This window comes from Leekyejoonella antrihumi, assembly GCF_007845645.1.
Lineage (GTDB): Bacteria > Actinomycetota > Actinomycetes > Actinomycetales > Dermatophilaceae > Leekyejoonella > Leekyejoonella antrihumi.
Map to the genome: position 1 here is coordinate 12,288 of NZ_VCQV01000040.1, position 20,716 is coordinate 33,003.

Annotated in this window: 19 protein-coding genes; 9 read left to right on the forward strand and 10 right to left on the reverse strand. The window is 66.8% G+C overall.

Features of this window, described 5'->3' with window-relative positions; all coding sequences use genetic code 11:
* Positions 1 to 506: 506 nt before the first annotated feature.
* Positions 507 to 1,025 carry a DUF3995 domain-containing protein gene (locus FGL98_RS20945; protein WP_146320161.1) on the reverse strand — a complete coding sequence of 173 codons (519 nt, stop codon included), beginning with the start codon at positions 1,023 to 1,025 and terminating at the stop codon, positions 507 to 509.
* A gap of 583 nt (positions 1,026 to 1,608) precedes the next feature.
* Between FGL98_RS20945 and FGL98_RS20950 the strand changes: the two genes are divergently transcribed.
* The 4 genes from FGL98_RS20950 (at position 1,609) to FGL98_RS20965 (ending at position 5,878) form a co-directional block, all read left to right on the forward strand.
* Positions 1,609 to 2,109 (forward strand): SigE family RNA polymerase sigma factor, encoded by a 501-nt coding sequence (locus FGL98_RS20950; protein WP_146320163.1) that lies wholly within the window; start codon positions 1,609 to 1,611, stop codon positions 2,107 to 2,109.
* Positions 2,106 to 2,750 (forward strand): SecDF P1 head subdomain-containing protein, encoded by a 645-nt coding sequence (locus FGL98_RS20955; protein ID WP_146320165.1) that lies wholly within the window; start codon positions 2,106 to 2,108, stop codon positions 2,748 to 2,750. The genes FGL98_RS20950 and FGL98_RS20955 overlap by 4 nt, the downstream gene beginning before the upstream one ends.
* Positions 2,751 to 3,090: 340 nt before the next feature.
* Positions 3,091 to 4,389, forward strand: a complete 1,299-nt coding sequence (locus FGL98_RS20960) for a serine hydrolase domain-containing protein (RefSeq protein ID WP_186526293.1) — start codon at positions 3,091 to 3,093, stop codon at positions 4,387 to 4,389.
* 43 nt (positions 4,390 to 4,432) lie between these two features.
* On the forward strand, positions 4,433 to 5,878 hold the full coding sequence (locus FGL98_RS20965; RefSeq protein WP_146320169.1) for a biotin carboxylase: 1,446 nt from the start codon (positions 4,433 to 4,435) through the stop codon (positions 5,876 to 5,878).
* A gap of 21 nt (positions 5,879 to 5,899) precedes the next feature.
* Here FGL98_RS20965 and FGL98_RS20970 read toward each other — a convergent pair whose 3' ends face one another.
* Both FGL98_RS20970 and FGL98_RS20975 read right to left on the reverse strand, forming a co-directional pair.
* Positions 5,900 to 7,096: a serine hydrolase domain-containing protein gene (locus tag FGL98_RS20970; RefSeq protein ID WP_146320171.1), complete on the reverse strand. Its 1,197-nt coding sequence runs from the start codon at positions 7,094 to 7,096 to the stop codon at positions 5,900 to 5,902.
* Between the two features lie 58 nt (positions 7,097 to 7,154).
* The gene (locus tag FGL98_RS20975) at positions 7,155 to 9,020 is read right to left on the reverse strand and encodes an ABC transporter ATP-binding protein (RefSeq protein WP_146320173.1); all 1,866 of its coding nucleotides are present in this window, start codon (positions 9,018 to 9,020) and stop codon (positions 7,155 to 7,157) included.
* Positions 9,021 to 9,104: 84 nt separating this feature from the next.
* On the opposite strand from FGL98_RS20975, the gene FGL98_RS20980 reads away from it, so the two are divergent.
* Positions 9,105 to 9,542 (forward strand): MarR family winged helix-turn-helix transcriptional regulator, encoded by a 438-nt coding sequence (locus FGL98_RS20980; protein WP_222432309.1) that lies wholly within the window; start codon positions 9,105 to 9,107, stop codon positions 9,540 to 9,542.
* An 18-nt stretch (positions 9,543 to 9,560) separates the two neighbouring features.
* Here FGL98_RS20980 and FGL98_RS20985 read toward each other — a convergent pair whose 3' ends face one another.
* Complete coding sequence (locus tag FGL98_RS20985; RefSeq protein WP_222432310.1) at positions 9,561 to 10,754, reverse strand: MFS transporter; 1,194 nt, start codon at positions 10,752 to 10,754, stop codon at positions 9,561 to 9,563.
* A gap of 3 nt (positions 10,755 to 10,757) precedes the next feature.
* Positions 10,758 to 11,285: a CGNR zinc finger domain-containing protein gene (locus FGL98_RS20990; protein WP_222432311.1), complete on the reverse strand. Its 528-nt coding sequence runs from the start codon at positions 11,283 to 11,285 to the stop codon at positions 10,758 to 10,760.
* Positions 11,286 to 11,445: 160 nt separating this feature from the next.
* Here FGL98_RS20990 and FGL98_RS20995 point away from each other — a divergent pair, with 160 nt between their 5' ends.
* Positions 11,446 to 12,912 carry an MFS transporter gene (locus tag FGL98_RS20995; RefSeq protein ID WP_146320179.1) on the forward strand — a complete coding sequence of 489 codons (1,467 nt, stop codon included), beginning with the start codon at positions 11,446 to 11,448 and terminating at the stop codon, positions 12,910 to 12,912.
* 15 nt (positions 12,913 to 12,927) lie between these two features.
* Here the strand turns inward: FGL98_RS20995 and FGL98_RS21000 are convergent, their stop codons facing one another.
* The 4 genes from FGL98_RS21000 to FGL98_RS21015 all read right to left on the reverse strand — a co-directional run bounded on the left by FGL98_RS21000 (position 12,928) and on the right by FGL98_RS21015 (position 15,048).
* Positions 12,928 to 13,272: a nitroreductase/quinone reductase family protein gene (locus FGL98_RS21000; RefSeq protein WP_222432312.1), complete on the reverse strand. Its 345-nt coding sequence runs from the start codon at positions 13,270 to 13,272 to the stop codon at positions 12,928 to 12,930.
* Positions 13,273 to 13,986 carry a class I SAM-dependent methyltransferase gene (locus FGL98_RS21005; protein ID WP_146320183.1) on the reverse strand — a complete coding sequence of 238 codons (714 nt, stop codon included), beginning with the start codon at positions 13,984 to 13,986 and terminating at the stop codon, positions 13,273 to 13,275. It abuts the gene before it with no gap.
* A 92-nt stretch (positions 13,987 to 14,078) separates the two neighbouring features.
* Positions 14,079 to 14,525 carry a TIGR03618 family F420-dependent PPOX class oxidoreductase gene (locus tag FGL98_RS21010; protein ID WP_146320185.1) on the reverse strand — a complete coding sequence of 149 codons (447 nt, stop codon included), beginning with the start codon at positions 14,523 to 14,525 and terminating at the stop codon, positions 14,079 to 14,081.
* A gap of 55 nt (positions 14,526 to 14,580) precedes the next feature.
* Positions 14,581 to 15,048 (reverse strand): carboxymuconolactone decarboxylase family protein, encoded by a 468-nt coding sequence (locus FGL98_RS21015; protein ID WP_146320187.1) that lies wholly within the window; start codon positions 15,046 to 15,048, stop codon positions 14,581 to 14,583.
* 160 nt (positions 15,049 to 15,208) lie between these two features.
* Here FGL98_RS21015 and FGL98_RS21020 point away from each other — a divergent pair, with 160 nt between their 5' ends.
* The 3 genes from FGL98_RS21020 (at position 15,209) to FGL98_RS21030 (ending at position 17,701) form a co-directional block, all read left to right on the forward strand.
* Positions 15,209 to 15,748: a DoxX family protein gene (locus FGL98_RS21020; protein ID WP_146320189.1), complete on the forward strand. Its 540-nt coding sequence runs from the start codon at positions 15,209 to 15,211 to the stop codon at positions 15,746 to 15,748.
* 103 nt (positions 15,749 to 15,851) lie between these two features.
* Entirely contained in the window at positions 15,852 to 16,301 is a 450-nt protein-coding gene (locus FGL98_RS21025) for a MarR family winged helix-turn-helix transcriptional regulator (protein WP_146320191.1), read from the forward strand.
* On the forward strand, positions 16,298 to 17,701 hold the full coding sequence (locus tag FGL98_RS21030; RefSeq protein WP_186526294.1) for an MFS transporter: 1,404 nt from the start codon (positions 16,298 to 16,300) through the stop codon (positions 17,699 to 17,701). Before FGL98_RS21025 ends, FGL98_RS21030 begins: the two co-directional genes overlap by 4 nt.
* An 80-nt stretch (positions 17,702 to 17,781) precedes the next feature.
* Here the strand turns inward: FGL98_RS21030 and FGL98_RS21035 are convergent, their stop codons facing one another.
* On the reverse strand, positions 17,782 to 20,550 hold the full coding sequence (locus FGL98_RS21035) for a chloride channel protein (protein WP_146320195.1): 2,769 nt from the start codon (positions 20,548 to 20,550) through the stop codon (positions 17,782 to 17,784).
* Positions 20,551 to 20,716 lie beyond the last annotated feature (166 nt).

Sequence of the window (20,716 nt, forward strand, 5' to 3'; positions counted from 1 at the left end):
TGTTGATCGACAAGACCTGATCCGCGCGATGTGGTCATTGGTCAGGTGCCGGCCGGTGTCGCGGGGGCTGCGCAGGACGGACGACGAGGATGAGGGGACTCTGGTCGGGGTGTCGTGGTAGAACACTCCGTACGGGAATCGCCGCATTCGGGCCCGTCGCAGGCCGGGGAACCCGTCGACGGGTGGCGCGCCGTGCGGAAAGGCCCTGATACGGGAGAGCACGATGTCAAACGCGTCGGCGAAGTCCTCGCTCAGTGCAGGCTTGATCCGCGCGTAGTGGTCTCGGCCGCGGCACAGATCCTCGACCGCGTGCTCGCCGCTCAGCGTCGGACGGAACGTAGACCGACTCGCCGAAGTGCGTGCGCAACGCCTCTTGGAATGACCCATCTTCGACATCGGCTTGCACATGGGCCCCTTCGCTTTTCGGCCGCACAGCGCACCGTTCCGCAAGAAGATGGCGAGCTCAATCGGTCGATGTCGATTTCGGTGATCGGATGGTTTCGCGGCTACACGTTCCGATCACCGCGTCGCACGCTGTGGAGGGCGACCAGTGTGAGGAGTCCCCATAGGAGGAACCAGGGGTCCCACAGGTAGGCGTGCCACGCCAAGGCGTGCTGATCGGCCGTGGCGGAGGCGGCGACGACACCCACCTGCACGAGCAGACCGACAATGGTCAGCACCAGCCCGTAGAGAAGGAGAATGCCGCCGCTCGTCCAGGCCAGCGCCCCGATGAGACGTTGCCAGCGTGCACCGCGGTGTCGATAGACCACGATCAACGGCAGAGCCACGGCGACCAGCTTCAGGACCACCGCCATCCACAGCAGCAGCATCACGCCGATGTCCCCGGCGCGTCCGCCGCTCTCCAGGGAGCCGCCGACGGTGTCCAGCAACAGGGCGCCGCCCACACCCCAGTAGACACTGATCGCGGCATAGCACAGCCCGACGAATCCACCCGCCAGGGCGAACCTCGCACCGGCTCGACTGTCCTGCATTGCGCCCGGCACATCGAGCCTGGTCGACATCATGCATCGAGCCTGTCAAGAATCCCGGCGTCGGCACATCCGGGATGACCCTGACCTTGGCTTCAGGGTCAGGAGCCACTCGCCCTCACTACGCCAGGACCTCGTTGCCGATTGCGCAGATGGCAACGGGGCCACTCCAGCGCCGTCCTCCTAGAGACGGATTCGTCGTATGTCGATCCGCGTATGACGACGAGTTCTAGCTGGACGACCAGCCCTGTCGGCAGCGCAAGCATCTCCGGAGCTGCACTACTTTTATTTGGGCAAAGCGCAGAGTTCTCGGCTGGCCGTCGCAGGAGAGTGACCGGATGGAGTGGCTCGTCTGCTTTCGCGTGAAGATGGCCGCGTGACATACCGCGGCATCGTTGTGAAACCGGTGCGTGCCCCTACCTACTCGCCCGCGGGTCAGGGCCGGACGAGGTCGTGAGCCGCGACTTCTGGCAGGCTCGCGTGGTCAGCAGTGGCACGCCGCGACCTTGATCGCACGTGGTCAGTTCACGGTGCTTCGTCCAAAATTGCCTTGGGCCGACGTGCAGCGTTATGTGCAGTCTGTCCGTTAGTGGGTCAAGATGTCGCACGAAGGGATGCAATGGAGTTCACCGAGTACGTACGCGAACAACGACCCTCCCTGCTGCGATTTGCCACCGTATTGACCGGGCAGGCATGGCTGGCCGACGACGTGGTCAGCGACGTGCTGGGCCGCGCGTTCGAGCGGTGGGACCACATCGACTCGCTGGCCCGCCCACATGCCTACGTGCGCCGGATGATCGTGAATGACTACCTGTCCTGGCGACGCCGCCTACTCCGCACCACACCCACCTCGGACATAGAGCGTTCGTCGACGGCCACCGCCGACAGCAGTGAGCAGTACGCCGAGCGCGACGCCATGATCGGACGGCTGCGCCGGCTACCACGTCGACAGCGTGCAGCGGTCGTGCTGCGTTACTACGCGGGCCTGCCGGACGCCGAGATCGCCGCCGAGCTCGGCTGTCGCACCAGCACCGTCCGCAGCCAGATCAGCAGGGCCCTGACCACGCTGCGCATCACCGAGGAAGCACCTTCCATGACGTCGATTCCGGAGGAGCGATGAGCACCCTACGCACGCTCAACGAGGCATTCGCCGAGCTGGAACGACGCGCTGACACGCTGTCCGCCCGTTCCGAGCAGGCACCTGGCACCGGTCCAGCGCCTCGACGGCGACGCCCATCTCGGCGGGTCCTGGTGACTGCGGCCGCCGTGATGGGCGCGGCAGTGGTCGTCGCCGGAGTGGCGATCGGCGTCTCTTTGCGGTCGAACGGTGGCGACCCGCAGGGTCACGGTGCGCAGCCTGCCGCCTCGGCGTCGAAACATCCGACCACGCTGTGGCAGGCCAAGGACGCACCGTGCCCGGCACACCCAGCCAGCCACGCAACGCTCGGCGCGGTGCTGCGTTACGACAAGGGCTGTCTCCGGCTGATCAGTCTCGCCGGCACGTTCCACTCGCCGATGAAGGCAACAGCCGGCGAGAGCAACGGGCAGTGGCAGGTCCACGCCGACCTCACCAAGCAGCAGGCGGCGACGTTCACGCGCGCCACCAGAGCCACGGTTGGGAAGCAGCTGGCGATGGTCAACCACGGGACCGTGCTCTCGGCCCCCATCGTCGAGGAGCCGATCACCACGCCACACTTCCAGATCACCACCACCTCGAAAGCGCAGGCACAACGGGTCGCGCGGCTGCTTAACGAACCCTGAGTCATCGAATTTGTACGCCGGTGTCTCGGTTCGGTGATCCCAGCGGGTGCCTCTTCACGCTCGAGGTTCACAGTGAGAGCGGCCATCTTCGACAACGAGCTGCAACGGCTGCACAGGAACCGTCGGCAGCGACACCAAGCAGCGCCGTCGGCGCCGCAGACTCGACGTCGTCTGCCTCGAACTCGATTGCGGCCTGCGGCACCGGATGGATCGTTGATCATCGACCCGCAAACCTGACCAAAGCAGATCGGTAGACGTCCGCCATGCGGCAACAGCCACTCACCGGTCCCGCGCTCCTGATCCGATGACGCTGGCGCGACGATCGCCTAGAATTCGCGTCATGTCGTCACTGCCCCCAGCCCAGCGGATCTCGGGGTCCAACGGCGACAACTGGCTCGACGCACCGCACGGGGCGTGGGCGGTCTGGCACCTCGACGAGCTGGCGCCCACGGCAACTGTCAGCAGGGGAACTGGGCCGGTGCGCGCGCTGCCGACGGCCGCTCGCGAGCCGTCGGTCGACACGCTCCCGGTCACCCGTCAGGACGGTTCGGAGACGACCGTGCGCACGGTGCTCGAGGCGACGGACACCGACGCGTTCGTCGTCCTCCAGGACGGCGCCATCGTCCACGAGGAGTATGCGCACGACGGCGCGCAGACCGAACGCCATGCCGTGCTCTCGGTCACGAAGTCGGTCGTCGGTTGCGTCGTCGCCGTGCTCGCCGAGCGCGGCGTCCTCGACCCCACCGCGCCGGTCTGCGCGTACGTACCCGAGCTGGCCGGCACCGGTTACGGTGACGCGACGCTGCGCAACCTGCTCGACATGCGTAGTGGGGTCCGCTTCGTCGAGGCCTACTCGGACCCGTCGTCAGACCTCAACGAGATGGAGCGACGGGTCGTCGACGATGGCCTGCACGCCTACCTGCGAACCCTGCCGCAGGAGCGGCCGCACGGAGGGTCCTTCCGGTACCGGTCCAGCGATACCGACGTCCTGGGGTGGGTCTGCGAAGCCGCGACCGCCAGTCCGATGGCGTCGCTCATGTCGGACCTCGTGTGGCAGCCGATCGGGGCAGAGGCCGACGCCTACATCTCCTGCGACGGCCAGGGATCCGCGATTCACGACGGTGGGCTCGCGGCCCGGGCTCGGGATCTCGCGCGGTTCGGGCAGATGCTCCTCGACGGCGGCACGGTGCCCGACGTCGCGGACGGTGCGGACACGGGCCACCGGACCGTCATCCCTGCGCGGTGGTTACGCGACTCCTGGGGCGTGGACTCCGACATCCGGTCCGCCTTCATCGACTCCCCCGGCGAACTGGCGTATCCGGGCGGCTGGTACCGGAACCAGATGTGGTTTCGACCAGGCGCCCACGGCGACGTCCTGCTGTGCATCGGCATCCATGGGCAGCTGGTCCACGTGAGCCGGCGGACCCGCACCGTCTGTGTGAAGCTCTCGCACTGGCCGCAGGCGGTCGACCTGAGCCGCACCCAGGACACCCTCCGCGTGTGCGACACCATCGGCGGCTCGCTCACCGCCCGTCGTCCCCACCTCAGCGCCCGACCCGGCCGGGGCCTGCCGGGCGTGGCCGCCGGGATCCGACGAAACGCCTCGACGACGCACACCTGGAGCACTGCCGCCAGCTGACCTCAACCGATCGCCAACCCACCCATCGACCCGAGGACGCGGCATGAGTTTCAAGAGACAGCTCAACGGCATACCCGAGATCCGCACGTTCTTCCGGACCAATGAGCAGCCGATCTATTTCTTCGGCCCGACGGCCTTCAATCTGCTCGGCATCGATCGATGGGTGCGCAACTTCCGCTACGTGACGTACTACGACTCGTGGGACGGCGGCCACCCGCGGGTCTTCACCCCGAAGAACAAGCCGTATGTCGAGTTCGAGTCCAGTGAGCAGATCAACAACTACCTCCTGCGCGATCCGGAGGTGCAGGCGTACCTCAAGAGCCGAGGTGGACGCCCGATGATCGCCATGGTCTTCTTCGACGAGGAGGCGGAGGAGCTGTGCCGGGAGCTCGGATACGACCTCATCCTGCCGCCGGACGAGCTGCGCCGCCGCCTCGACTCCAAGATCGTCACGACTCAGCTCGGCAACGAGGCCGGCGCTCCCTCGGTGCCCAACTTCCTGGGCCGAGCCGACTCCTGGGAGAGCCTGTCCGCCCTCGCCATCGAGCACGAGCTCGGCACCGACCTCGTCGTCCAGACCCCCTACGGCGACTCCGGCAAGACAACGTTCTTCGTTGCCTCGCAGCAGGACTGGGACAAGAGTGCGGCGGACATGGTCGGCCAGGAGCTCAAGGTGATGAAGCGCATCGACAACAAGGCCGTCGCCGTCGAAGCCTGCATCACGCGTCACGGCACGATCGTCGGACCGTTCATGGTCGACCTCACGGGGTACCCCGAGCTGACGCCATACAAGGGCGGTTGGTGTGGAAACGACCTGTTCCCCGAGGCCCTCACACCGGAACAGCGGTCGCACGCCATCGAGCACGTCCGCAGGCTCGGCGACCGGCTGGCGCAGGAGGGCTACAAGGGCTTCCTCGAGATCGACGTGCTCGTGGACCTCGCCACGGACGAGGTCTACCTCGGCGAGCTGAACCCGCGCATCTCCGGCGCCTCCTCGATGACCAACGTCACCGCCGGTGCGTATGCCGACGTGCCGCTCTTCCTCTTCCACCTTCTGGAGTTCATGGACGTCGACTACGTCGTCGACGTCGAGGAGATCAACACCCGGTGGCACGACCTCGCCGCGGTCGACGTGTGGTCGCAACTCATCATGAAGGAGCCGGGCGACGGCATCGAGCTCATCCACGCCGCGCCCCAGACGGGCACCTGGCACCTCGACGACGACGGATCGTTCGCCTTTCAGTCGGTGAGCGCCGACTGGCACGACATCACGACGGAGGACGAGGCCTTCTTCCTGCGAGTGTATGCCGCCGGCGACTACCGCTTCAAGGGCGCGGACCTCGGCATCCTGGTGACCAAGGGGCGGATGCAGAGCGCCGAGGGGCTGACGGCCAAGTGCCGCACCTTCATCGAGGCGATCCGGTCGAGGTACGTCACTGAGCCGATCAGCGATGCGCCGGCCGTCATGCCGATTGCCTACGTGAAGTAGACCCGCCGAGACCGGGGCGAGTCAGCGGCCGGCGAGGGCAAGGGCGAGCAGCCGGAACGCGCGGAGGGTGTCGACGAGATGGTCCACGTCCTGGGCCGCCGGCCAGGACGACTGCTTGACCACGACGACGCGAGTCGACGGGTGCACGAAGACCATCTGGCCGTGGATCCCTAGGCACACCAACGCAACTGCTTCACCACCGGGAACGAACCAGAACTGGTTGCGATACCAACCCCCGGGCAGGACCACCTCGTTGTCCGACGCCGTGAATGCCTCTCGCACATCAGCAGGGCGGTTGTATGCGTCGTGCAGCCAGCTCGCGGGGACGACCTGTGAGCCGTCGACGAACCCGTTGTCGAGGAGCATCTGCCCGAACCGAGCCATGTCACGGGCCGTGGCCGAGACCCCACCGTCGTGGACCGCCGTGCCAACGGTGTCGCAGGTGATCTCCGCGTCCCGTTCGGCGCCGATGCGGCGCCAGATCAGATCGGAGATGAGGTCGGCCATCCGCACGCCGGCCGCCCGCTCGCAGACCCACCCGAGCATGTCGCTGTCCGCAGAACGATAGGTGAAGGCACCACCGTGGTCACTCTCTCGACCAAGGCTTGCAAGGTAGGAGTAGGCGCCGACGGGGTCGCCTTCGCCGGGCGAGCGCCAGCCCATGGAGCGTTCCATGACTCGGACTTGGGCGTCGGGATCCGTATACGCCTCCGAGAACGCGACACCGGTGCGCATGTCGAGCAGATCGCGGATCGTCGCGCCGCCGTAGCCGGATCCGGCAACCTCAGGGACCAGATCGACGACGGGAGCCTGCGGGTCCATCAGGCCCCGGTCGGACAGAATGCCCGCGATGCAGCCGACGATCGACTTCGAGCAGGACATCATCAGGTGGACGGTGTCGGTGTCCTGGCCGTCGGCGTACTGCTCGGCGACGACCGCGCCGTCGTGAAGGATCACGAGGGCGTCGGTGTGCGTCGTGTCGACGACGTCCTGCACGGTCTGGACGCCCTTGGTCAGGCGCGGCACTGTCACCGAGGTCAGCTCGACCGGAGGACCCTCCGGAAGCGGGCGCACGGTTGGGCCGGCGAGGATGCGATGGCTGCCCATGAGCTCGCGCATATGACGAAATGCCCACCGGACGCTCGACGGTTCCTGCCAGTTGTCGAGGGTGATGCGGGTGCTCTCGTCGGTTGGAAATCCGGACATCTCGGTCGGCATGTCAACGATCCTATGGAAGCTGGTCTGGAACCTGCTATGGGCTCCCCTGCCGGTCGCTTCACCCCGACACCGACACCGCCGCACGGGCGTCCTGACCCTGCGCGGCTACCAGGTCGGCATACGCACCGCCGATCTGCATCAACTGCTCATGGGTCCCGCGCTCCACGATCTTGCCGTCGGCCAGCACCACGACGAGGTCGGCGTCGCGGACCGTCGACAACCGGTGGGCGATGGTCAGGGTGGTGCGACCGGCGCTGACCTCGTCCAGGGCGGCCTGCACGGCGCGTTCCGTGCGGTTGTCCAGCGCGCTGGTCGCCTCGTCGAGCACCAGGACACGCGGGTCTCGAAGGATCGTGCGAGCCAACGCGATTCGCTGCTTCTCGCCTCCCGAGAAGCGGTAGCCTCGTGCGCCGACGACGGTCTCGTAGCCGTCCGGCAGGCCGACGATGAGGTCGTGCACCTGGGCGGCCCGGGCCGCCGCAACCACCTGGTCGTCGGTCGCGTCCGGGCGGGCGTAACGCAGGTTTTCCAAGATGGTCGTATGCAACAGGTAGGTCTCCTGTGAGACGACGCCAACCAGGGCCGCGACGTCGGAGAGCCGCATGTCCCGCAGATCGACACCGTCGATGCGTACGGCGCCGTGGTCGGGGTCCTGCAGCCGCGACACCATCCCGGCGAGGGTCGACTTGCCGGAGCCGGTCGCTCCGACCAGAGCAACCCGCTGCCCGGCAGGAAGGACGAGATCGAGGTCGGCGATTGCCGGCCGGTCCGCGCCGGGGTAGCTGAACGACAGTTTGTCCAGGCGCACCTCGCCCGCGGCCGAAGCCACGTCCACCGCGACGGGATCCGTCGGGTTGTCGATGGTGACCGGGAGGTCCAGGTATTCGAAGATGCGACTGAACAGCGCCATCGACGTGACGATCTGGGCACCGACGTTCAGCACGCCGATGACCGGGCGGAACAGCGCCGACTGCAACGCGGTGAAGGCGACAAGTGTGCCGATCGTCATACCGTCCCCGGTCGCGGGGAGGCCGGCCGCCAGGTAGATCAGCGCCGGGATCGCGGCGAACACGATGGCCAGCGTGCCCATCCGCCAGCGGCCGGCCATCTGCGAGGCCACCTCGAGATCGGTCAGCTCGCGCGAGGTCTGGGTGAACCGCTCGGACAGCTGAGGACCGGAGCCGACCGTCTTGCTCAGCAGCACGCCGCTGATCGACAGCGACTCCTCGATCTGGGTCTGCATGTCGGCGAGGGCGCGCTGGGCGTGAGTCTGGATCGTGCGGCGCAGACGAGCGACCCTGCGGGTCAGGTAGATGGCCGGAGGCAGGATCAGCAGGCTGAGAAGGGACAGCCGCCAGGACAGGAGCGCCATCGCGGCAGCGGTGCCGACCGAGGTCGTCACGTTTGTGGCGATGGAGGTGGCCGAGTCGGTGACGACCGACTGCATTCCGTTGATGTCGTTGGTCAGTCGCGACTGCAGCTCGCCGCCGCGGGTGCGGGTGAAGAAGCCGAGCGGCATCCGCTGTAGGTGACCGAAGACCTGGGTGCGCAGTCGGTGCATGACGCTCTGGCCGACCTTGGTCGACAGCCAGGTCTGGATCACGCCGAGGATCTGGCTGACAATCGTAATCGCGAGCATGCCGCCGACGAGCAGCACCACAAGTCGTACGTTGTGCTGCGGGATCCCCTCGTCGATCAATCGTCTGATCAGGAAGGGGTTCGCCAGGCCGATCAGCGACGTCACCACGATCAGGGCGACCACGACGCCCATCGACTGGCGATGTGGCGTGAACAGCCCTGCGACGCGGCGCATGCTGACCGGATGCTCCGCCAGCTGGTCGAGATCTTCGGGCTTCTTGCGCAGGCTCGCGCGGGTGCCAGGTGGTGGGCCGCCGCGGCCCACGGGTCGTGTCGTGACCGTCATTCAGGTCACCTCAATTCTTGATTCGACGTTGGTGAGGTTACCTCACTATGTTGTTACCAGTCAATTCCCCGGTATGCTGACCGGGTGAGACAGATCGACGACGACGCCAGCCTCACGCAGCTGACGATCCACGCCGCGCGCACGTTGCGGCGACTGAGCTCCGTGGCGCTCGAACCGTTTGGCCTCTCCCCGCACCAGGCGCGCGCCCTCGGCGTGATCGCCCGCCACTGCACCGAGGGACGACTGCGGTTGTCCGATCTCGCCGAGCACCTGCGAATCGCGCCCCGCTCGGCCACCGAGGTCGTCGATGCGCTCGAGCAGCGCGGGCTGGTGGCTCGGGCGCCCAATCCGGACGACCGCCGCGCGATCGTCCTCCGGCTGACCGATGAGGGCAGCGCACTGCGAGCGCAGATCGAGCAGGGCAGGGCCGAGCAGAGCGACCAGTTCTTCGCAAAGTTGTCGGCCGACGAACGGGCCGACCTCGCCGTGCTCCTGCGCAAGGCGCTCGGCGACGGCCCCTGAGATCTGCCGGAGGACGGATCAGGTGACATCCACCTGGGGGCCGTCGGCGTCGAGCCGCCCCGACCGCTCGGCCGAGAACACCGGAACCGCGACGAGGGCAGCGACACCCGCAGCCGCACCGAATACAGCCAGGGCAACAACGAAACCGAACGACAGCACTGCCTGGAACACCAGGCTGCCTGCTCCGAACCCGCAGAACAGCACGACGGCCATGAGGGCCACCGACTGCCCTCGGTGGCCGGGAAGGTCGGTGACAATGCCCGCGAGCAGCGGCTGGGTCAGGTCGTATCCCATCGACAGCAGCGCGACGAGTATGGCCACCAGGATCAGCGGTGCCGGCGCCGCCAGCCCGGCCGAGGCGAGGGTAGCGAGCGCCAGGCCCGCCGGAATCAGCCTGGCCCGCCCGTGCCGGTCGGCCAGTCGGCCGATCAACGGACCGAGAGCGAAGCCGGGGATCCCGTACCCGAGCAGGCCCAGCCCGATCCCGACCGGCCCCAGGCCGAATCGCTGGTGGAGGTAGAGCCCGAGCCAGGTGTAGATGCCCGACTGCAGCACCGCGTTGAACCCGACGTACTCGTAGGTGCGCCGGCCACGCGGGTCCTGCAGTAGCTGCACGTAGCCGCGCACGGCCGCCCGTGCCGACGGTGGCGACATCGGGCGGGGGCGCCGAGGGATGCTGCGGACGGCGGCAGCCAGCACGACGGCGCCGACTCCCGCGACGACCAGGAAGAGCCCCTGCCAGCCGATCGACGGTTCGACCAGTGCCCCGGCCGTCGATCCGACCGCCATCCCACCCGCCATGCCCCCGAACAGCCAGCCGATCGCATGGCCCCGCTGCTCGTAGGGGATCACGTCGCCGATGAGCATCAGGCTGACCGGCACGATCCCACTCGCGCCCAGGCCCGTCGCGACACGAGCGCCGATGAACCAACCCACCGTGGGAAGTGCCATCGTGGCCGCGGAGAGGACGCTGAACAGCGCCAGCGCGACCAGGATCACAGGGCGCCGACCGAACCGGTCCGCCAACGGGCCCCAGAACAGCGTCATCACTCCGTAGGGGACGAGATAGGCGGGCACCGACAGGCCGATCATGCCGACACTCGTGCCGAGTTGCTGCGCAAGGCGCGGCAGCAGCGGTGCGACCATGAAGGCCTGGGCGAAGACCAGGAACCCCGCCGCCGTCAAAACGGCCAGCACCCGGCGGGACTGCACTGCCTACCGGTCGCTCGCTGCCGGCACGTGGCGGGTGCGGAAACGGCGCCCCTTCGCGCGGTTGCCACAGCCGGACATCGAGCACCACCGCCGGCGGCCGGATGGGTCGAAGAAGTAGAGGACACAGTCCGGTTCGCCGCACCGTCGAATGCCGTCGGCGGCGAGCGCCGTGAGGTCCAGATAGCTGACCACCGCGCGCCAGGCAGGCTGCCAGTCATCGTCGGTGAACAGCACCCGCTCCATGGTGCGCCCCTTGTCCAGGTATCGCACGGCCAGGCCGCGGGCGAGGACCGCGTTGATCGCCTCCTCGGCCCCAGGCCGTCCCTCGACGGCGCCGCACAGCGCATCCCGCGCCTGGGTCAGGGCAGCCCGGACCGGCTCACGCACCGGCCCGAGGTCTTGACCGGACTCCTCGAGCCACTGCCCGAGCCCGTCGAGCGTCTCGAGCAGGTCGAGGTCAGCACCGTGATGTCGCCAGCGGGTGTTGATCAGGTCGACGGCGAGAGGTTCACCGGTAAGGGGCCGTCGCATACCTTCCATGCTAACCCTTTATCCCATCATCATCAGTTATGGCCCATGTCCGTCCCACTTCCCGAAGGCGCGAAGCCACTGCGCAACGTCACCACTGGATGAAACCCCAGTGGAAGGGTAAAGAACCGGTGAGAGATAATAAATAGGTTATGCATGGGATATGGGCACCGCAGGCCGTGGCACCGCTGTATCCCACCCCACGATGAGGGTCGAGCACGACACCGGCGACACGGGTGCACTCGGAGTGGCGGCCAGGGACAACCGGCCGGTTCGTCGTGGCCTGATCTTCACGACCATCGCGCTGGCGCTGATGATGATGTCCGTCGACTCGACCATCGTCGCGACCGCGCTGCGCTCCCTGCAGCACGGGCTCGGCACGTCGATCAACTGGGCCGGGTGGACACTCACCGCCTATTCGTTCGGCTTCATCCTGATGCTGCCGGTGACGGGCAAGCTAAGCGAACGACTTGGCCGCCGCAGGGTCTTTCTGGCCTCGGTCGCAACCTTCACTATCGCCTCGCTGTGCTGCGGCGCCGCCACCAACATCTATGTCCTGATCGCGTTACGTGCCGTCCAGGCCGGCGCCGGGGCCGGCTTCACGCCGTCGGCCACCGGCATCATCGTGGACCACTTCGGCGATGCCCGAGACCGCGCGGTTGGCCTGTTCGGCAGCATCTTCCCGGTCGGTGCCATGATCGGCCCGATCTTCGGCGGGTTATTCGTGACCTACTGGACCTGGCGCGGGGTGTTCTTGGTCAACGTGCCCGTCGGCCTCGTCGTCGTCGTGCTCGCGCTGCGCTACATCCCACGAGACCACGCGCAGCCGGGTCGCAGCCGCGGGGGCCTGGACGCGACCGGAATGAGCCTGCTCGGCATCGGCCTGCTTGCGGGGATGCTCGCCGCAAGCTACCTGGGCGAGACAGGCGCCCGGCCGCTGTCAGCACCGTTCATCGCGCCGCTGCTCGTGGCGCTGGCGGCGCTGTCGACGTTCTTCCGCCATCTGGGCAGGTCGTCCCATCCCTTCATCGCGCCACACCTGATCCATGGCCCGGGATTCGGCCCGGTCAACCTGATCAACGTCGTCTACGGCGGGATCACCCAGGGCGTGATCGTACTGCTGCCGCTGTATGCAGCCAACCGGTACGGCATCAGCGCACTCGGGTCGGGGCTGCTCCTCATTGCCCAGGGCATTGCGGCGGTGGCGCTGTCGACAATCGTCGCGTTCACGTTGCGGCGCACCGGATACCGACCGCCGCTGCTCGTGGGCTCCGTGCTGATCATCGCCGGCGTGGTGCTCCTCGCGACGCGGCCGCTCGGCGGCATCACGTCCTTCGCCTGGCTGGCCGGCGCAGCGTTCCTGGTCGGCGTCGGCGGCGGAACCATCAACCCGCCGTGTCGCAATGCCGGTTTGCAGCTTGCTCCGCAGCACGCCGCAACCCTGGCCGCCCTGCGTTCCATGAGCCTGCAGCTCGGCTCGATCGTCACCGTCTCGATCGCGACCGCGCTCCTCGCGGGCTCGGGCAGCCCCGGGATCGTCCAGGCCTGGTTCTACCTCGCCACGGCGATCGTGCTGCTGGTTGGCCTACCACTCATCGCCCGTGTGCCCGAGCACCGCGGCACCTGGTAGGCCCGGCGCATCCACTCAGGATGCCGATTCAAGCAGGACAAGGGGGATCTCTCGCTCGGTCTTCCGCTGGCAACCGGCGTAGTTCTTGTACCGGCCGGCGATCTGCGGGCACATCCGGGCTCGCTCGTCCGATGTCGCGACCCGCGCCCGCATCGACTGCTTCGACTGCTTCGACGCACCCTGCAGCGGGGACGCAAGCATGACCGAGCGAGGCAGCCCGCTCCTACGCCCGATCGTGGCCAGCTCCAAGGCGGGCATGCCGGAGAACGACCAATCGACCGTGCCGAAACGCAGCTTCAACAGGGCGCGGTCCACACCGTTCATGGTCTTCAAGGCGAAGCCACTGGGCACGAGGAGCATCTACCTGCGGGATGCGGGCGCCGACAGAACTGATGGGTCGATGCGACCGTGGCGGCTGATGTCGTTCGTCGTGGAGGTCGCGATGAGGACGGCTTGGTCGCTCCGCTCGTGGGCCGCGGCGCGCCGAACCAGCCGCGCGGTCTCGTCGAAACCCGTGTGGGTAAGCCTGACCGACATCTGCTCGGCGGTGCGGTTGTAGCGGTGGAGGGTGATGTCGTGGCCTCGGCGTCGGTAACCTTCCGAAACGTCGCTGATGCCCTCACCACACTGGAACGCGAGCAGTAGGGCGCCGCCTGGACGTAGCACCCGATGTGCCTCCCGCAGGATCCGTGCAAGGTCGTCGTCGGGGTTGTGGATCGTCGAGTACCACGAGAACACGCCATCGAATGCGTGATCCGGGAACGGCAGGGCCGTCAGGGAACCAACCTGGGAGTGGAACTGGCCGTGGTCGGCCTGGGCGCGACGGACCATTCCCGGCGACAGGTCCATCCCGTCGACCCGGCAGCCCAGGGCATCGAGCAGCGGCATCATCCGCCCGGCTCCGCATCCGGCGTCGAGCACTCGCCGCGGGTCGGGTAGCAGCGAGCTGAAGTGCTCGATCATGGCGAGTTCGATGGGCAGCTCGGGCTCGGTTGCCCGGAAGTGGTCGGCGTACGTGTCGGCAACCTCGTCGTAGGCGCACTGCACCGCACTTTCGTCCTGGCAGATGCTCATGGTCCAGTCTCCCAGGCCGGCGCGCAATCGGGCAGTTTGATCGCGCAGTCGTCGCTGCTCCTGATGTCGGTACGCGGGCACCGACGCGGTGCCTACTCCGGCGCGTTGCTGTAGCAGCGGTCTGGTGCGACCAGCACGACGCACCGGCGCTGCTGCGCCATCACCCGGTCATACTCGGCCCAGTCGTCGTGCTCGCCGCCGGCAGCGACAAACACCTCACGCAGCAGCAGCCGTAACCTGTCGTCATCAACTCGCGGGTCCGGGTCGTCGGGCCCGCACAGCTGCGACCTGCCTTCGATGGTTGCCCACTGCCAGCCGGAACGTGCCGTCACCGCAACCTGTGGGCGGGCACGAAGATGAGCCAGCTTCACCGGTCCGTAGGTGGCAAAGCCCAGCACCGGGTGCGTGGTCACTGGGTGGTTCAGCACGCCGGCATTGACGAGCGAGGCCTGCACCGTCCCGTCCCCACGAACCGTGGAGACCACCACCAAACCGTGCTCCTGGCTCGCCAACGTGGCGAAATCATCCAACGTCGTCATGAGGACCGCCGCACCCGATCATTGGTGTCACCGCAACGACCCGCTGCACGCCGTGTCAGCCGGCCGTGGCGGGCTGCGCGGGCAGGTCGGTGCGTGCGGTCACGTTCATCCGGTTCCACACGTTGATCGCGGCAATGGCCATCAGCAGGGTCAGCGTCTCCTTCTCGTCGAAAACCCCCCGGACGGCACTCCATACGTCGTCGGTGACCCCGTCCTGGCTGATCAAGGTGACCTGCTCGGTGAAGGCCAGGGCAGCCTGCTCGCGTCCGTCGAACAGCGCACCCGCCTCGCTCCACGCCGCGATCAGGTCGAGCTTGCGCTGCTCGACTCCGGCCTTGCGTGCCTCCTCGATGTGCATGTCCAGGCACCACGCACAGTGGTTGATCTGGGAAGCGCGGGTCTTCACGATCGACAGCAGCTGCTCGTCGAGACTTCCGGAGTGGACGTACTTCTCCAGCCCGAGCACGGCCTTGTATGCGTCTGCATCGACGTCGGGGATGGACATTCTCTGAGTGGTAGGCATCTGCTCTCCTTGCGCTTGATCGTTCGACCCTTTGACGCTACGCCGCCCCGGTAGAGCCGCACACGCTGGTCAGCCAGTCGAATGACGCCCGATCACACGGCGTAGAGTAGTTGCACATTCAACTTCATCACTCGAGATCACCCCGAAGGGGAGATGCCTCATGCAATTTGCTCGTCTGGCAGCACGCACGGTCGTTGGTGGCCTCTTCATCGGCCACGGCACGCAGAAGCTCATGGGCTGGTTCGGCGGTCCAGGCCTGGAGGGCACCGAGAAGATGATGGATGCCCTGCAGATGTACCCGACGCGCCGAAATGCCCTGGCGGCCGGAGCAACCGAGACAGTTGGCGGTGCCCTGCTTGCCACGGGGCTGGCCACGCCCCTCGCCGCGTCGAGCCTCATCGGCGTGATGACCACCGCAATCCGCAAGGTGCACGCACCCAATGGGGTGTGGAGTTCGGGCGGCGGGTACGAGTACAACATCACGATCATCGCCGCGCTGGCCACGCTGGTCGAGTCCGGCCCGGGCAAGCTCTCTCTTGACCACGCGCTCGGCATCGAGAAGAGGGGCTCGGCCGTCGCTCTCGGCGCGACCGCACTGGGGGTTGCCGCCTCATACGCGACGGTGGAGCTGGGTCGGCGCGCGGCAGAGCGCCACGCACGGCTGCATCCCGCAGCGCCCGAGGACTCTGCGGCTCAGTAGGCCTTCGCCCCCTCCATTCGGGCACTCGGCGCGCCATCCCCTGCACACTCCGCAGGGCACTGCCAGGGTTTATGGAGGAAAACTAATAAGATAAACTAACTACATGGATGGTTCTACACCGCTCCTGGACGGCATCGCCGACGGAACAGTTGGAGAGTTGCGGGCCGCAGTGCTGATCCTGGCCCGGCGGATGCGTCATCAACAGGCCGAGGGCACCCTGTCCCCCTCAGAGGCCTCGGTTCTCGGCCGCGTCGGCAGAATGGGGCCGGTCACACCGGCCACCCTTGCACGCTGTGAGCACGTCCAACCCCCGTCGATGACCCACATCCTGGATCGACTCGCAGCCCGTGGTCTGGTGCGCAGGCATCGCGATCTCGATGATCGTCGGCAACTGTTGGTCTCGCGTACGGCCGCGGGCGATGAGCTGGCAGAGGAGATCCGGGCGCTTCGTACCGAGTGGCTGGCATGCCAGTTCGACCAGTTGAACTCCACGGACCGGGCCGCAATCACGGCCGCGGCGCCCGCCCTGCGGCGACTGGCCGAACTGGCATGACCGATGACGGCGACCAGGTCACAGACGCACTGACGGACACCACGGCAACCTCGAACACCCCACCGACAAGTGCTGAGGACGTAGAGATCCCGAGTGTCACGATTGAGCACACCGAGCGCAAAACCGCTACTGCGCACAGCAAGTCCGTGCCGATGTTTGCCGCGCTGAAGGAGTACAACTACCGCCTTTACTTCACCGGTCAGGTGATCTCCAACACCGGCACCTGGATGCAGCGCATCGCGCAGGACTGGCTGGTGCTGCAGCTGACCAACTCGCCGTTCGCGGTCGGCATCACCACCGCGCTCCAGTTCCTGCCGGTACTGCTGTTCGGTGTCCTTGGCGGACTGGCCATCGACAGGTTCCCCAAGCGGACCATCCTGGTGGTCACCCAGGCCATCATGGGGGCACTTGCGACCGTGCTCGCTGTGCTGACTCTGACCGGGGCAGTCACGGTCTGGCACGTGGATGCCGTCGCGTTCGCGCTCGGCCTGGTCACCGTGGTCGACAATCCCACTCGGCAGGTATTCGTCAACGAGATGGTGTCCCCACGGCTGGTCCGCAATGCGGTCAGTCTGAACACCGCCACCTTCCAGCTCGCACGTCTGGTAGGGCCGGCGGTCGCCGGCCTGCTGATCGCCGCGACCGGATCCGGCATCGCCTTCGCGATCAATGCGGCGTCCTACGCGGCCACCATCGTCGCACTGCTGGCCATGCGAAAGGACCTCCTGCACCACCTTCCCCTGGCCAGCCGGGAGCGCGGCCAGCTCCGCGAGGGTTTTCGGTACGTCGCAGCCAGGCCACAGATCCTGTGGATCATCGTGATGGTCTTCTTCATCGGCACGTTCGGATACAACTTCTCGGTGTTCTTGTCCGCCTACGCCAAAGACACCTTCCACACGAGCGCCAGCGTTTACGGACTGCTCAACACCGCCCTGGCGATCGGTTCTCTGTTGGGTGCAGCGCTGGCCGCGCGACGATCGAGCGCGCGGCTCGGATTCCTGTTTGCGGTCGCGGCCGCCTTCTCGGGGCTGATGATCGTGCTGAGCGTGACCCCGTGGCTGCTGGCGTTCATGGCCCTCCTCGCGGTGTGCGGTCTTGCGTCCACGTCCTTCAGCACCACCGCGAACGCCTCGGTGCAGCTCGCCAGCGACCCGAAGGTGCGCGGCAGGGTGATGAGCTTGTACATGATGGTATTCATGGGTGGCACCCCGGTGGGCGGCCCGGTGTCCGGGTGGCTCGCCGACAGGTTCGGCGCACCCGCAGCAATGATGATCTGTGGCGGGATCTGCCTGATCGCCACGATCGTCAGTGCCCTGATCGCCGCCCATCAGTCCGGCATCAGACCACGGCTGGACCTGCACACCCACGTCGACCGACACCTGGTGCTGGTGCGTCGCTGACCGGAAGGCAGGATAAACCACCATTCCGGCGACGCGTCCTCGCTGTGCACCCGCTCTGGCAATCAGATGACCGTAGCCGATCAGCGTTTTTCGGGGCTGGGGACGCGCTCCGACGTCGGCGGCCAAGTCCACGGCGGAGTGGTGTCGGGCCACGGCCCGGACACCGCGACGTCAAAGGCTGCGCTTCGGAAGGTGACCTCGCCGGTGCCGGGGAACTTCGCATTCTGGAACGAAACCTGACCACCGGAGAACGCCGCGGTGTCGAAGCAGACCTCACCACCCGAGAACACCGCGTCTTCGAAAGACACCTCACCATCGACGAACTCGGTGGGGCTGAGGAAGGAGAGCTCTCGCGCAGCGACCCGAGCACCACCGACAAAGCTGACTGTGCCGCCTGAGAACTCGGCGAAGTTGAAGGTCACCGAACTTCCCGTGAATCCCGCTCCGTCGAACGAGACCTCACCTCCGGCGAACTCGGCGAAGTTGAAGCTGACCTGGCAACCGGAGAACTCCGCACCGAGGAAGGAGACTTCACCGCCGGTGATGATCATGCCTACGAACGAGACCTCACCTGCGGCAAACTCCGTGTCCTCGAAGCTGACCCGGCCGCCGGCGAACACCGCACCGTCGAAGGTGTGCGTGCCGGTGAAACGTGCCCCGGTGAAGTCGAGGTCCATGCCCATCCAGCCGGGACTCTCCGTCGGTTGCAGGTGGGCCGTGATGATGCGGGTGATGGTCTCCCGCACGCGGGTGTCTGCGGCACGGCCTCCGTCGATGTCGATGTCGATGTCGATGCCCGGTTGCCGGCGCAGGTAGGCGCACAGCGCGTCGATGCACTCCTGGGACTTGCCGCGGTCGCCGAGATCGAGCCAGTCGTCTGCAACAGCTGCCATGGCGTGCGCGCCGGTGAGGCGGGAGGTCAGGGACACGCCGCGCAACCGCGCGGCCGCATCGGCATACCGCTCACAGAGCCGATCGACCCGGCCCAGGGCAACGGGTGGCGTTGCAGTCCGGTGCTTCTCGACGATGGGCTCGGGCTCATGTGCCACCGCGGCGACCATCGTGCTCGGCGTCACACGGTGGCCGACCGGGCTCGGTTCGTCGAGAGCGACGCGGGTGGCAACGGCACCTACCTGCCGCGAGCGGCGCCGGTTGCCCGCCAGGCGCAGTGCGCCGGGCTGAATGGTTTCGAGTCGACGCTGCTTGACGTGCTCCGAGTCGATGTCCGCCCGGCTCAGCTGTCCGAGCACTCGGCCGTCCTTGACGACCGGCAGCACGGTGGCCCGCGCCTCGATCAGGTGCAGCTGTGCGGCGTCCAGGAACTCACGCGGCAGCAGGGGCCTGACTCCGTGATCGATCATCACGCCGATCGGAATCCTGTCGCTGTCCTGTGCGGACGCCCGCCGTGCCAGGTCGTCGGCGAACACCACACCCAGGTACTTGCCCGCTGCCTCGGTGACGGCAACCCCAGGAGTACCTTCGGCCGCCATCAGCTGCATTGCGCGCGCCACGGTCTCGTGCGCATCCAGGCAGGTAGCCGGACGCATCGCCTGCCGCACGACCCGCTGGTGCAGGATCCCGGTCCACATGTCGAAGTCGACACGCATGCCGCGGTGGAACAGCTTCTCGGTCATCGCGCGATCCTCGAAGAACGGCCCCGCAACAAGTTCAGCGGTGACCACTCCGATGATGAGCGGAACGATCATGGAGTACTCGCCGGTGACCTCGGTGCAGAAGATGATCGCCGTGAACGGGGCCTTCGCGGCGGCCCCGAATGCCGCACCCATGGCCACGAGTGCGAACGCGGCGGGCACCAGATGCATCGAGGGAAACACGGCGGTAAGGCCCATACCGACGCAGGCGCCCATGGTCGCGCCGACCAGGAACATCGGTGCGAGCGTGCCGCCAGAGGTCTGGGAGCCAAGAGCGAACCACCAGGAGATGAGCTTTGCGATGAACAGCGTTCCGAGCATTCCTATGGCGAAATGGCCATTGAGCGTGTCCGTGATCGCCGAGTAGCCCATCGACAGTGTTCGAGGCACAAATAGCCCAATGATGCCGTAGGCCGCGGCCCCGATGATCGGCCACCAAAACTGGCGGACCGGTAGCGCACGAAATCCTGCCTCCGCGGCAAAGAGACCCTTGTCCATAACGACCGCGAGCAATCCGGCAAGAGCGCCGACGACAATGAAAAGAGGTAGGTGCAAAGGGCTTACCGACAGATGCCGTTGCACCGCAAAAAGCGGGACCGCTCCCATCAGCATGACGCGAATAGCGGCGGCGACCGCGGCCGCTGTTGCCACCGGAATAATCGTGCGCATGCTGCGCTCGAACAACAACAGCTCGATCGCCAAGACGATTGCCGCTAGCGGGGCGTTGAACGTTGCGGACATACCGGCCGCGGCCCCTGTCGCAAGCAGGATCTTCCGCTCCGTCGGCGAGACCGACAGCGCCTGGCCGAGTAGTGAGCCCACCGAGCCGCCGGTCACGATGATCGGTCCCTCCGCACCGAAGGGTCCTCCGGTGCCGATGCAGATCGCCGCGGACAACGGCTTCGCGACAGCCGCTCGCGGGCGAATACGACTGTCCCGAGTCAAGATCGCCTCAAGCGACTCGGGTATGCCGTGGCCGCGGATCACTGGAGACCAGGCCGCCATCAATGAGACCAGGACGGCACCACCGATCGTCACCAGGAGCAGCAACGGCCCCGGGTGGTACCCGCGAAGGCTCGGCAGGTCCGTCCCGACATCGTGCAGCAGCGTCAGGTGGGTGATCAAACCGATCATCTTGAACAACAACACAGCGGCAAAGCCGCCCACCAGGCCGAGGATGACGCCCATTGCCGTCATCAGCCACAGTCGCGCAGGGGTTGTCTGCCTCGTGACAGGGCGCTTGATATTGGGGATCAAGTCTCGTCCGAAACGATGCCTTATAACTCTACGGACGCTCACATTCTTATTTTAGAAGCGTCCAGGATTGCGTTGTGACCGATCTCACTGTGATTAAGATCATGTG